This is a genomic window from Flagellimonas aquimarina, assembly GCF_003149745.1.
Lineage (GTDB): Bacteria > Bacteroidota > Bacteroidia > Flavobacteriales > Flavobacteriaceae > Flagellimonas > Flagellimonas aquimarina.
In genome coordinates this window covers 67,314-80,368 of the sequence record NZ_QGEG01000004.1, presented here as the reverse complement: position 1 = coordinate 80,368, position 13,055 = coordinate 67,314, and the positions used below count along the sequence as shown (strand labels likewise).

At 38.0% G+C, this 13,055-nt stretch carries 10 protein-coding genes; 4 read left to right on the top strand and 6 right to left on the bottom strand.

Annotation, left to right across the window (positions count from 1 at the left end; translation table 11 throughout):
* Nucleotides 1-35: 35 nt before the first annotated feature.
* Entirely contained in the window at nucleotides 36-2,486 is a 2,451-nt protein-coding gene (gene lon / locus DKG77_RS14805) for an endopeptidase La (RefSeq protein WP_109665022.1), read from the bottom strand.
* Nucleotides 2,487-2,703: 217 nt separating this feature from the next.
* Here lon and DKG77_RS14800 point away from each other — a divergent pair, with 217 nt between their 5' ends.
* The 4 genes from DKG77_RS14800 to DKG77_RS14785 are packed head-to-tail and all read left to right on the top strand — an operon-like array spanning nucleotide 2,704 to nucleotide 5,657.
* The gene (locus DKG77_RS14800; protein WP_109664632.1) at nucleotides 2,704-3,261 is read left to right on the top strand and encodes an RNA polymerase sigma factor; all 558 of its coding nucleotides are present in this window, start codon (nucleotides 2,704-2,706) and stop codon (nucleotides 3,259-3,261) included.
* Between the two features lie 2 nt (nucleotides 3,262-3,263).
* On the top strand, nucleotides 3,264-3,824 hold the full coding sequence (locus DKG77_RS14795; RefSeq protein WP_109664629.1) for a hypothetical protein: 561 nt from the start codon (nucleotides 3,264-3,266) through the stop codon (nucleotides 3,822-3,824).
* Nucleotides 3,805-4,896, top strand: a complete 1,092-nt coding sequence (locus DKG77_RS14790; RefSeq protein WP_109664627.1) for a DUF4097 family beta strand repeat-containing protein — start codon at nucleotides 3,805-3,807, stop codon at nucleotides 4,894-4,896. The genes DKG77_RS14795 and DKG77_RS14790 overlap by 20 nt, the downstream gene beginning before the upstream one ends.
* A gap of 35 nt (nucleotides 4,897-4,931) precedes the next feature.
* A complete protein-coding gene (locus DKG77_RS14785; protein WP_109664624.1) occupies nucleotides 4,932-5,657 on the top strand; it encodes a head GIN domain-containing protein in 726 nt (241 codons plus the stop codon).
* Nucleotides 5,658-5,736: 79 nt separating this feature from the next.
* On the opposite strand, the gene DKG77_RS14780 is transcribed toward DKG77_RS14785, so the two are convergent.
* From DKG77_RS14780 to glgB, 5 genes are all read right to left on the bottom strand, one after another.
* Nucleotides 5,737-6,222 (bottom strand): nuclear transport factor 2 family protein, encoded by a 486-nt coding sequence (locus DKG77_RS14780; protein WP_109664622.1) that lies wholly within the window; start codon nucleotides 6,220-6,222, stop codon nucleotides 5,737-5,739.
* A 31-nt stretch (nucleotides 6,223-6,253) separates the two neighbouring features.
* A complete protein-coding gene (locus DKG77_RS14775) occupies nucleotides 6,254-7,579 on the bottom strand; it encodes an MFS transporter (protein WP_109664620.1) in 1,326 nt (441 codons plus the stop codon).
* A gap of 90 nt (nucleotides 7,580-7,669) precedes the next feature.
* Nucleotides 7,670-8,479, bottom strand: coding sequence for a M48 family metallopeptidase (locus DKG77_RS14770; RefSeq protein WP_109664616.1), 810 nt, complete (start codon nucleotides 8,477-8,479; stop codon nucleotides 7,670-7,672).
* A gap of 38 nt (nucleotides 8,480-8,517) precedes the next feature.
* Entirely contained in the window at nucleotides 8,518-10,917 is a 2,400-nt protein-coding gene (locus DKG77_RS14765; protein WP_109664614.1) for a glycoside hydrolase family 31 protein, read from the bottom strand.
* A gap of 94 nt (nucleotides 10,918-11,011) precedes the next feature.
* Nucleotides 11,012-12,907 (bottom strand): 1,4-alpha-glucan branching protein GlgB, encoded by a 1,896-nt coding sequence (gene glgB, locus DKG77_RS14760; protein ID WP_109665019.1) that lies wholly within the window; start codon nucleotides 12,905-12,907, stop codon nucleotides 11,012-11,014.
* Nucleotides 12,908-13,055 lie beyond the last annotated feature (148 nt).

Genomic DNA, 13,055 nt, shown 5'->3' with positions numbered 1-13,055 from the left:
AAGATGAACCAATCCTAAGCAGATAATCTTTGGGTTTATAGGGTTTTGGCATTTTTCACTTTGCGGTCGGTAATTGCAATATCAATGACCTCGCTCATATCAGACACATAATGGAATGTAAGCCCTTTTAAATAGTCCTCCTTTATTTCTTCTATATCTTTTCTATTGTCATCACAAAGGATAATCTCTTTTATGCGAGCCCTTTTAGCAGCTAAAATCTTTTCTTTTATTCCGCCAACCGGCAGTACTTTACCACGTAAGGTTATCTCCCCTGTCATTGCCAAGCTCTTTTTCACCTTTCTTTGTGTAAAAAGCGAAACCAATGAGGTAAGCATTGTTATTCCTGCACTGGGGCCATCTTTTGGTGTAGCGCCCTCTGGTACATGAATATGGACGTTATACTTTTCAAAAACATCTGAATTTATCCCAAAGGCATCTGCATTGGATTTAATATACTCCATGGCAATGGTAGCAGATTCTTTCATCACTTTGCCAAGGTTTCCGGTGATATTTAAAGCACCCTTACCCTTGGATAATATTGATTCAATAAAAAGAATGTCGCCACCTACGCTTGTCCAAGCCAAGCCGGTGACCACTCCTGCCACATCATTGTTCTCATATTTGTCGCGCTCCAATCTGGCAGGGCCCAATATTTTCTCTATATCTTGGTTGTTTACCTTGATATGATACTCCTCTTCAATAGCAATGGACTTTGCTGCGTAACGCACCATTTTGGCCAGTTGCTTTTCCAAACTTCGCACCCCGGATTCCCTTGTATACCCTTCTACAATTTTCTCCATTTGGGGTTTTCCAATCTTCAAATCCTTTGCGGTAAGTCCGTGTTCCTTTAACTGCTTTGGCAACAAATGCTTTTTGCCTATTTCAACCTTTTCTTCAATGGTGTACCCAGTTACATTGATGATTTCCATACGATCGCGCAGCGCGGGTTGAATGGTTCCCAAGTTATTTGCGGTTGCAATAAACATTACTTTAGAGAGGTCGTATCCCATTTCCAAGAAGTTGTCATAAAACTCGCTATTTTGTTCGGGATCTAATACTTCTAGCATTGCTGATGAAGGGTCACCTTGGTGACTACTGGAAAGCTTATCAATTTCATCTAGAATAAAAACGGGATTGGATTTACCTGCTTTCTTCAGACTTTGCACAATCCTTCCTGGCATTGCCCCAATATATGTTTTTCTATGTCCTCTGATCTCGGCCTCGTCTCGTAAACCGCCCAAAGAAATTCTAACATATTCCCTTCCTAAAGCCTCTGCAACAGATTTTCCCAAAGACGTTTTACCAACTCCCGGGGGTCCATAAAGACAAAGAATTGGCGATTTCATATCGTTACGTAGCTTTAATACGGCTAAATATTCGATGATTCTGCGCTTAACATCTTCAAGACCATAATGGTCTCTATCCAAAATTTGTTGTGCCCGTTTTAAGTCAAACTTATCTTTTGAAAATTCATTCCATGGAAGATCTAAAAACAAGTCCAAATAGTTACGTTGAATAGAATACTCTGCAACTTGTGGGTTCATACGCTGCATTTTGGCAAGCTCTTTCTCAAAATGTTCTTTAACTGTTTTGCCCCACTTCTTCTTTGTGGCCTTGGCGCGCATCTCATCCACTTCCTCTTCATAAGAAATTCCACCCAATTCTTCCTGAATGGTTTTCATTTGTTGATGTAGGAAATATTCCCGCTGTTGTTGGTCCATATCGCTACGTACCTTGGACTGGATATCATTCTTCAATTCCAATTTTTGAAGCTCCATGTTCATGTACTTCAAAGTGGTCAGGGCACGCTCCTGCAAGTTTGGAATTTCCAAAAGCTTTTGCTTTTCACCAACGCTCAAATTAAGGTTGGAAGACACAAAATTGATTAGGAACGAATTGCTTTGAATATTCTTAATGGCAAATGTAGCCTCACTGGGTATGTTTGGATTGTCTTTTATAATCTTAAAAGCCAATTCTTTGATTGAATCTATGATCGCCTCAAACTCTTTGCTCTTTTCATTGGGCCGTTCTTCCGATGCTTCTTTTACTGTAGCGGTCAAATACGGATGCTCAGTGATTACCTCGGCAATCTCAAAACGCTTTTTACCTTGAATGATAACGGTTGTATTTCCATCTGGCATTTGTAATACCCTCAAGATTCTGGCAACGGTTCCCAGCGTGTTAATATCCCCTATTCCCGGGTTTTCTGTCTCTTCATCCTTTTGGGAAACTACCCCAATGGTCTTATTGCCGTTGTTCGCGTCTTTAATTAGGTTTATGGACTTATCCCTTCCAGCGGTAATTGGAATAACCACTCCTGGAAAAAGCACTGTATTTCTTAATGGTAATACTGGTAAAGTTTCCGGTAATTCTTCCCTGTTCATTTCCTCTTCATCCTCTGGTGTTAACAAGGGAATCAATTCTGCATCTTCATCAAGACCTTGCAGGGATATATTGTCAAAAGTTGAAATTTTTATTTCTCCCATATCATATGTTTCGGTCATTTTGTCACAAATGACACCAATCTTCAGTTTATATTAGACCTACAAACCCTCATAATCTCTTAAAAGTAGGTATTACAAAAGGTTTTAGGTTCTTTTCTTCTGCTATAAGGGCAATTCTTGTGCCATTAAAAACTAAAAATTTAGAAAAAAGTGTAACAATTAATAAATTCATCCATCTATAAGACAAACCATTCATTTTTTGAGCCACCAAAATGAACATACTGATGCGCTACTGCAATCGTGCTTAAAAGGTAAACAAAGTGCACAACTGGAAATTTACAATATGTACTATAAGGCCATGTACAACATAGCTTTTAGAATTGTAAAGGACTCGGCCGAAGCTGAAGATGTAATGCAAGAATCGTTTTTGAACGCGTTTACGAAACTGCATACATTTAAAGGAGATGTCACCTTTGGAGCCTGGTTGAAGCGAATTGTGATAAACAACAGTATTTATCATTACAAAAAACAGCAAAAAAATAGAGCTGTTGATCTGGATGAAGTAATGTACAAGGTCGAAGACAATGATGAAGTTGCTTTGAATCACAATGGTTACACTGAATTGAAGGCTCAAAAAGTGATGGAGACCATGAAAAGTTTAAAAGACAATTACAGAGTTTCTTTGACCTTACATTTAATTGAAGGGTATGATTATCAAGAAATTAGTGACATTATGAACATCAGTTACGCAAATTGTAGAACCACAATTTCTAGGGCCAAAGAAAGTCTAAGAAAAAAATTGACTGTAAATGCTTGATTATGAGTAAAGATAATTTAGAACAATTGTTTGAGAGGCTTCAAGATGATTTTGATTTTGAAGAACCCAAAAGTGGGCATCAAGAACGATTTTTAGAAAAATTGAGCCAAACCAACGGGGTAGTAACCTTACATCAGAAAAGAACAGTCTGGTGGAAACCTTTGTCCGTAGCGGCATCCATTGCCCTTGTTTGTTTACTAGGTCTTCAAGTATTCAATTCTAGGCCAAACATTAAAGAACAGGTAGTGGAAATTGCGCCTGAGGTTTCAAAAACCGAGTTTTATTTTGCCAGCCTTATTGAGGAGCAGGTACAACAACTCAAGGATGAAAAATCCCCTGAAACAGCAAAGCTTGTGGATGATACCTTGCAACAATTGGAAAAACTGGAATTAAATTATCAAAACCTAGAGCAAGAACTCGTGAATGGTGGCAATAGTAAAATAATATTGAACGCCATGATAACCAATTTTCAAACCAGAATTGATCTATTAAAAGAAGTATTGACCAATATTGAAAACATTAAAAATTTAAAAGCATACAATGATGAAAACATTACTATATAAATATGCCTTTTTGGCATTGACCTTAATTCCTTTTGCCTTAGGAGCCAGTACTGGTAAAATGGGCGGTAGGTATACCAAGGAAAAAACCATAAAAAAGGAATTCAATGTAAATTCAGATGCCCTTTTTAAAGTAAAGAACAGCTATGGAAACTTGAATATTACATCTTGGAACGAAAACAGGATTCTTATAGAGGTTCATATAAAAACAAATGGCAACAACGAGGAAAAAGTTCAAAATAGACTTAATGAAATCGATGTGGATTTTGAAAATAGTGCCAGCTTGGTAAGCGCACGTACTCTTTTTGGCGATAGGAGCAACAATTGGGGCTGGAAATGGGGAAAGCGCAACAATGTAAATGTGCAAGTGAACTACACCATTAAGCTACCGGTAAAGAATAATATCAACCTAAACAATGATTACGGAAACATATATCTTGACCGTATAGACGGACATGCCAAAATTAATTGTGATTACGGAAAAATTGATGTTGGGGAATTAAGAGGAAGAAACAATGAATTACGCTTTGATTATACCTCTCGTTCTACGTTCGAGTTTATCAACAGCGGTGAAATTATAGCAGATTACTCTGGCTTTACCGTTGAAAAGGCTGGTGACCTCAACGTAAAAGCGGATTACACCAACGCTGTAATAAATGAAATGGAAAATTTGGACTATTCCAGTGATTATGGCTCAATTGAAGTAAACAATGTCAATAATGTAAATGGCAACGGGGACTATATTGGAGTAAAATTGGGAACGGTACACGGAAACGTTACCATAAATTCTGACTATGGTTCGCTAAAAATAAGTGAAATGGCCGCTGATGCTGGCGACATGAACATTAAAACGGATTATACCGGTATTAAGATCGGATATAGCCCAGAATATCATTTTGATTTTGAAATTTCTACCGAGTATGCCGGTGTAAGTGGCAAGGATGCTTTTGAAATCAATGTCAGTAAAGAAAAATCGAACCAAAAATATTTTAAGGGATATCACGGAAGTCAAAACTCTGGAAACACGGTTTACATTACCAGTGACTATGGAGGAATCACTTTTTATCAAAATTAATAATCAAATCAAAAAACAATAATTAAAACACAATCATGAAAAAGTTTATCACATTGGTATTAGCACTATCTATGGTAGCTATTACAAATGCCCAATGGGGCAAAAGAGTAAAAGGAAATGGCAACATTGTTACAATTGAACGTTCTGTTGGGGATTACGATGCGGTGGCATTGGCCGGCTGGTTTGATGTTGAACTGGTAGATGGTAATGAAGGAGAGATTACACTAAAAGGAGAGTCCAATCTATTGGAATACATTAAAACTGAAGTGAAAAACGGAAAATTGATCGTTAAAGTTGAAAAAGGAGTCAATCTTAGACCTTCCAACTGGAAATCAGGAATTTATATCACCGTTCCCGTAGAAACCATTAATTCTGTCACCTTATCAGGTTCTGGAGATATTGTAAGCAAGACAACGCTTAAATCTAATAATTTTAGTACCAGAATATCTGGTTCAGGAGACATTTCTCTAGATATAGAAGCACAAAGTGTTGAAGCTACACTATCTGGCTCTGGTGATATCAACTTAGAAGGAAAAACCACAAATTTAGATATTCAGGTTTCCGGTTCTGGAGATATAAAGGCTTATGAACTAGAAGCTGAATTTGCCACGGTGCAGGTATCTGGCTCGGCAGATGTTAAAGTTACAGCCAACCAATCCATTAATGCACAGGTTTCCGGTTCTGGAGATATCAGTTATCGAGGTAATCCTGAGAAAATTAAAAGTAGGTCTTCCGGCTCAGGGGATATTTCCAGAGGATAATTAGGAGTTTATTACCAATCAAAAACAAATCATCATCAATCAATAATTTAAAAGCCCTGACCTTAGGTCAGGGCTTTTACTATTTAATCCACTCATTTGAGTTTTTCCTTTTTGTATAATCGACCAAATTGGAAGGGTAGTTTATCCAATCAACCTGTTTAATGATCTTTCCAGATCGGTTAAAAGTCAAAATGGTAACAAAGTGCATTGCTTCAAAGGTGTTTCCACCCCAAAGAAATTCATTAAAATAACCACTGGTAACCACTCTATTCCCTTCAATTGTCTGTTCATAAATTACGAGTGCGTCTGCAGCTATCTTTTTATATCCTGGATCATTCCAATCAAAAAAATCTTCAAGAGCTTTTTTCCCAACAATTCTATCGGCATTGATAATATCCTCCAGAACTATTTTTTCATCATAAAAACCCAAAAACTTTTCAAAATCATTCCGGTCTTGATAAGTTTCATAATACTCTTTTACAGTTTCATTGATGCTATTATCCTTGTTGGTACACGAACATACAACCATCAAAATGATAACATAAAGAAACCTATTTACCTCCATGAAAATTGAGTTATCAAAGAAATTAGATGCACTATTTACCTTTCTTATTGACCCTAACCAACAAAAAAGCACCTACCAAAAAGAACAATCCCAAAAAGATGGTACTGTTCCGCATACTTCCTGTGAGCTGTGCTACAGCTCCGTATAAAAAAGTTCCTATTACAATTCCTATTTTTTCGGCAACATCATAAAAGCTGAAAAAAGAGGTTGTATCCGTGGTTTCTGGTAAAAATTTAGAATATGTGGACCTTGACAGCGCCTGAATACCTCCCATGACCACACCCACCAAACCAGCTGCAATGTAGAAATCCATTGGGGTTTGTAAAAAGTAGGCGTACACGCATAGCAGAATCCAAATAACATTGATAAAAATCAACGTTCTAATGTTCCCATATGCCTTGGAGGCAAAAGCGGTAACTGTTGCTCCAAAAATTGCAACTATTTGAATCACTAAAATGCTGATGATTAGTCCAGTAGTGCGTTCACTATCTGTTCCCCAACTAATTTCTTCCTCACCAAAATAAGTGGCGATGAGCATTATGGTCTGGACAGCCATACTATATACAAAAAATGCCCCTAAATAACGTTTAAGACGTGTTTCTGTACCCAACTGCTTCCAAACACTTTGCAGCTCTTTAAATCCATTGAGAACGATATTGGTTCGTGCTCCCTCTCTCTTATACCCTTTAGGTAGGTGCATAAAAGTATACTGGCTAAAAAGTATCCACCACACCCCTACAGAAATAAAGGAATATTTCATGGCTTTTATCTCCGCTACCTCTCCTCCACTATCTGTAATTCCAAAGACGGCAGGTTGCATTACCATGGCAAGATTAAAAACCAGCAAAATTACACTTCCAATATATCCCAGAGAAAAGCCTTTGGCACTAATTCCATCTTGTTGTTCTGGAAATGCAATATCTGGCAGGTAGGAATTATTAATGGCAAAGCTTACCCAAAACCCTACTAGACCAAAAAAGTAACATGCCAACCCAAAATAAATGTTTTCCAACGAAAACCAATAGAGCCCAATGCAAGACAAAGCTCCCAAGTAGCAAAAGAACTTTAAGAATATCTTCTTATTCCCCAAATAATCCGCTATTCCAGAAATCAAAGGTGTAACTATTGCAATAAAAACAAAGGCAAGTGAGGTAACATAACTGATTAAAGGGGCTCTAGCTATCTCACCACCAAATATGGTTACCTTTTCAATCTCTGCCACACGAAACAACGCACCATAAAAAATAGGGAAAACAGCCGAAGAGATGACCAAACTATATACCGAGTTTGCCCAGTCATAAAATGCCCATGCGTTTAACAACTTTTTACTTCCCTTTAATGCGAGTGCTCGTGCCATTGGTTTTCTAAATTAAAAATGTCATCTCAAACACTCCTGTTTTATCAGGAATATTTGAGATGACATTAAAGTATTAATTTGGTCAATTGGTTATTTAAAAGATGTTACTCCAAATTTTGCAGCTTCTTGCTTTGCGGCTGGTGCCCATGCCATTAGGTTATTGATTCTTGTGTCGTTTGAAGGGTGTGTGCTCATAAATTCTGGCGGAGCCTGTCCTCCAGATTTGGCCTTCATTCTTCTCCAAAGATTTGCTGCTTCGTCTGGGTTGTAGCCCGCGATTGCCATAATTTGCAATCCTATTCTATCTGCTTCCGTTTCATGACTCCGGCTAAAGGGCAACATTACACCCACTGTTGAGCCCAACCCATAAGCTTGGTTGAACATATTTCGTTTTTCTGGATCCTTAATAGCCACGTTTCCTGCAACAGCACCAATCTGTTGTACCATTCCCGCACTCATTCGTTGTGCGCCATGATCAGCTAAAGCATGAGCCACTTCATGTCCCATAACAACGGCAACACCTGTTTCAGTTTGGGTAATAGGTAGAATTCCAGTGTAAAAAACAATTTTTCCGCCGGGCATACACCAAGCGTTTACAGTTTCATCATTCACCAAATTGTATTCCCATTTGTAATCCTTTAAATAACCGGGATATCCATTTGAATCTAACCAACGTTCAGCTGCAGAAGATATCCGCTGACCCACTTTGGTTATCATTTGTGCATCTGAGGTTCCAGTTATGACTTTATTATCCGTCAAAAACTGGTCATATTGTGCAAAAGCCATTGGGAAAATTTGACTGTTTGGGTAAAAATTAAGGGTGCTTTTCCCCGTAAAAGGGTTTGTTTTACATGCCGAGACGGCTAAAAAAATTGCCGCTGTAATGATTAACTTTTTCATTTTATTTATAGTGTTTAGTGTAGGTAAATTACAAAAAATTATTTTCCGACTAAATGAAGTTCTGTAAAATCCTTGCTCACTTCAATGGTATTGTTTCCATTTAGTTTTATATCCTTTGCATTCACTACCTCATTATCCAATTCTACAGTACCAATGGTAAATGGAAGACCATGGAACGTTAGTTTGAACTTGTTATAGGAAGTAATGAATTCTCCATCTTTAAACTGCTGAATAATCAATTCGTTTTCTTTTCCTCGTAGTCTGAACTTTCTTAAACTGTAACGGCCCTTTTTGTAGTCATATCCATCTTGCTGATCTTCATAAACGCTTGAATTTTCAATTCCATCTTTGTAATACACGTCTATCTCCAATTCATTTATCTCTTTTTCGCCCACATATTGCTGTACTGGATATTTAGGAATCATAGCTCCTTCTCTTACAAATAGTGGTATTGTTTCTATTTCTGCAGCAACCCATTTTTCAACACCTCCGGTTACTACTTCATCTGTCCAATAGTTGAACCACTTTCCTTTTGGAAAATACATTCTCCTTCCTTGAGCATTTGGTTCTTGTATTGGGCATACCAACAATTGTTTTCCAAAAAGGAACTCATCCGTTCTAAAATGCGTCTGGGTGTCCTCTTGGTCGTAGAAAACCAAAGACTGAAGCATTGGAACGCCATTTTTGATATACCTATAAAACATGGTGTATAGATAAGGCAATAGTCTATATCTTAACTCTATGTACTTTCTAACAATATCTGTGATTTCATCACCGAAAGACCATGGTTCTTGTTCCCCGTGATCTCCACTGGAATGTACCCTGCAAAATGGATGGAAAATTGCCAATTGCATCCATCTGGCGAACAATTCTCCATTAGGTTGTTCAGCAAAACCACCAATGTCTGACCCTACAAAAGAATAACCACTCATACACATACGCTGCATCTGTACATTGGCTATCCATAGGTGTTCCCATGTGGCAACGTTGTCTCCAGTCCAAGTTGCGCAGTACCTCTGCGTTCCTGAATAGGCAGCACGAGTCAAGACAAAAGGTCTTCTAGGAAACATGAATTTTTTTACGCCTTCGTATGTAGCACGAACCATTTGCATGCCATATACATTATGCGCCTTTCTATGACTACAAGGGTGACCGTCATAATCATGCCTTACATCCAGGTTTGCGGTTTTTGTGGGAACTTCCATGATGGCAGGTTCATTCATATCGTTCCAAACACCTTTTACTCCCAAGTCAGCTATCATTTCTTTATACAAGCCAGCCCACCATTCTCGAACTTCAGGGTCCGTAAAATCTGGAAACTTACATTCCCCTGGCCACACTTTACCTTTAAAATGGGGACCGTCTGCACGGCGACAGAAAAACCCATTGTCCATTGCTTGTTGATATACCCAATAATCTCTATCTATTTTTATTCCTGGATCAATCATGGTGATGGTCTTAAAGCCATCTTCTTCCAGTTCTTCAATCATCTTTTTTGGGTTTGGAAAGTGACGATTGTTCCATGTAAAACAACGAAAACCTTCCATGTAATCTATATCCAAATAAATAGCATCACAAGGAATTTTCAGCTTTCTGAAGGTTGATGCTATGTCTTTCACCTTTTTTTCTGGAAAATAACTCCATTTTGATTGATGGAACCCCAAAGCCCACAATGGCGGTAGTTCTGGCACGCCGGTTAAATCAGTATAGGCTTCAACTACTTGGTTCATTTTAGGGCCGTAGAAAAAGTAATAATTCATCTCACCACCATCTGCCCAAAAACTGGTCACATTTCTTTTTTCATTGGCAAAATCAAAGTAAGTGCTAAAAGAATTGTCAAAGAAAACCCCATAAGCAACATTTTCTTTAAGTCCAACATAAAATGGGATGGACTTATACAAAGGTTCTTGATCTTTACCATAGGCATAAGAATCCGTAGCCCAATTATTTACTCGTTTTCCTTTTAAATTTGTGTGGGAAGCTTTGTCCCCCATTCCATAGTAGCTTTCACCAGAATGGCAAGTTTTGCTCATCTTCACTATGTTTCCTCCGTAGTCATAGTTCTCTTCCCAATGAAAACCTAATTCATCTTCAATAATGATCCTGTCCTCTAAATCCAAAATTTGAATCTTCAAATTGGACTTATTAACATATATCTTAACTTTTGAAGTGGTGATAACGTACTCTGGCACCTCTTCTTTTACCGTAAGTTCATTGTATCCCAAACTTACATCATCACTAATGGCATAAGAAAAATCAGGTTCAAATACATGTTCTGTGGCATATCTAAAACGAATTGCACTATCTCGCAATATGGTAAGCTCCAGTATAACACCGTTCTGGGTGGTAAAATAGAGTTTATCGTTCTCCTGTTTAAAATCAACTATATGGTTTGGGTATTGGTTACCTCTTTTTTCTACTTCTGTATTGGTAATCATTCTCAGTGGATTAAGACTAACAAAAGAAAGACTTTAGGGCGAGAAATTAAAAAGATGTTTTGAACAACTTAACTACAACGTTTTAGTAAATGCATTATCGATAAATCACTACACTTAAAGGAGGAAGCGTCATTACTACGGACTGTTTATGTCCATTCCATGCTTTTGGTGATGGTTTAAGCGTTTTCTTACCCATTCCGCTTCCCGCGTACTTGGTGTCGTTACTGTTAAAAAGCAATTTTAATTGTGATGTTTTAGGAACCCCAACCCTATAATTCTCTCTTGGAACAGGGGTAAAATTGCACGCTACAATTAAATCGTTCTTAGCATCCCTTCCTTTTCTGATAAAAGTCAGTACCGTATTTTCTTGGTCATTGTATTCAATCCACTCAAAACCATCTGAACTAAATTGTTTTTCATATAACGCGGGGTTGTTTTTGTAAACTTTATTCAAGTCTTTAATAACTTCTTGGATTCCAGCATGGAAATCATATTGGGTCAAATGCCAATCCAAACTTGTTTCAAAATCCCATTCTGAAGACTGTCCAAACTCCGCACCCATAAAAAGGAGATTGGTTCCGGGATGGGTGAACATAAACCCAAAAAGCAACCTTAAATTGGCAAACCGTTGCCACTCATCACCAGGCATTCGATAAAGCAGTGATTTTTTTCCATATACCACTTCGTCATGGGAAAATGGTAACATAAAGTTTTCGGTAAAAGCATAGGTCATGCTAAAGGTGATATCGTTTAGATCGTAAGACCTGTGTATTGGTTCTTTTTTAAAGAATTCCAATGTATCATGCATCCAACCCATCATCCATTTCATACCAAATCCAAGCCCTCCAAAATCAACAGGTCTAGAAACGCCGCTAAAGGCCGTTGATTCTTCTGCTATGGTCTGTACTCCTTTAAAACTGGCATATACTTCTTGGTTCATTTCCCTTATAAAGGACATGGCTTCCAAATTTTCATTGTTGCCATACATGTTGGGCTCCCATTCCCCTTCTTCACGTGAATAGTCTAGATACAACATAGATGCTACTGCATCTACACGAAGACCATCCACATGGTATTGATCCAACCAAAATATTGCATTGCTTATCAAGAAGGCACGCACTTCATTTCTTCCGTAGTTGAAAATCAAACTTTTCCAATCTGGATGATAGCCTCTTTTTCTATCAGGATGTTCATAAAGGTGAGAGCCATCAAAAAATCCAAGTCCATGTGCATCTTCTGGAAAATGCGATGGAACCCAGTCCAAAATAACCCCTATTCCACGTTGATGAAATTTATCGACCAGAAGTTTAAAATCTTCAGGTTTTCCAAATCTGGATGTCGGAGCAAAATATCCTGTTAACTGATACCCCCATGAAGGATCATATGGGTATTCCATTATGGGCATAAATTCCACATGGGTAAACCCCATTTCTTCCACATAATCCACCAGTTCATCTGCCAATTCTATATAGGAGAGTGACTCCCATCCATTTTTTTTCTTCCAAGACCCTAAATGAACTTCATAGACAGAGTAAGGTTTATCCAATGCGTTTTTCTCGTTGCGCGTATCCATCCATGTTGCATCCTTCCAGTTATGAGAAGCATCCCAAACCACAGAGGCAGTATTAGGTGGTTGTTCACAAAGCCTTCCAAAAGGATCTGCCTTTTCTGTCCAGATGTCGTTATTGTTAGACTGAATCTTGTATTTATACTTGGTGCCCTTGTCCACTCCGGGAATAAAGCCTTCCCAAATACCACTTTCATCCCATCTAACATATAACTTGTGGTCTTCCGCTTTCCAGAAATTAAAATCTCCAATTACTGAAACTGATTTTGCGGAAGGGGCCCAGACCGCAAAGTAGGTTCCTTTAACACCATCCACCTCTATCAAGTGGGAACCTAATTTATCATAAAGTCTGTAATGCTTTCCAGCTTTGAAAAGATTGATATCAAACTCGGTGAAAAGACTGTGGACGACTACCTTGGACATATAAGCTGGTTTAACAATTACAATATTACACATCTTTGACAAAGAATCCGATTTTGGTCTCTTTGTTTGCAAAATAAATTGATGTTCTTCCAAAAATGGAATGCTTTTTGATTTTGACTGAAAAACAAATGAAATGAACGCAAATCAA

Coding starts and splice junctions, on each gene's coding strand:
- lon (WP_109665022.1), bottom strand. CDS start 2,486: ATGGGAGAAATAAAAATTTCAACTTTTGACAATATATCCCTGCAAGGT.
- DKG77_RS14795 (WP_109664629.1), top strand. CDS start 3,264: ATGAGTAAAGATAATTTAGAACAATTGTTTGAGAGGCTTCAAGATGAT.
- DKG77_RS14790 (WP_109664627.1), top strand. CDS start 3,805: ATGAAAACATTACTATATAAATATGCCTTTTTGGCATTGACCTTAATT.
- DKG77_RS14785 (WP_109664624.1), top strand. CDS start 4,932: ATGAAAAAGTTTATCACATTGGTATTAGCACTATCTATGGTAGCTATT.
- DKG77_RS14780 (WP_109664622.1), bottom strand. CDS start 6,222: ATGGAGGTAAATAGGTTTCTTTATGTTATCATTTTGATGGTTGTATGT.
- DKG77_RS14775 (WP_109664620.1), bottom strand. CDS start 7,579: ATGGCACGAGCACTCGCATTAAAGGGAAGTAAAAAGTTGTTAAACGCA.
- DKG77_RS14770 (WP_109664616.1), bottom strand. CDS start 8,479: ATGAAAAAGTTAATCATTACAGCGGCAATTTTTTTAGCCGTCTCGGCA.
- DKG77_RS14765 (WP_109664614.1), bottom strand. CDS start 10,917: ATGATTACCAATACAGAAGTAGAAAAAAGAGGTAACCAATACCCAAAC.
- glgB (WP_109665019.1), bottom strand. CDS start 12,907: ATGTCCAAGGTAGTCGTCCACAGTCTTTTCACCGAGTTTGATATCAAT.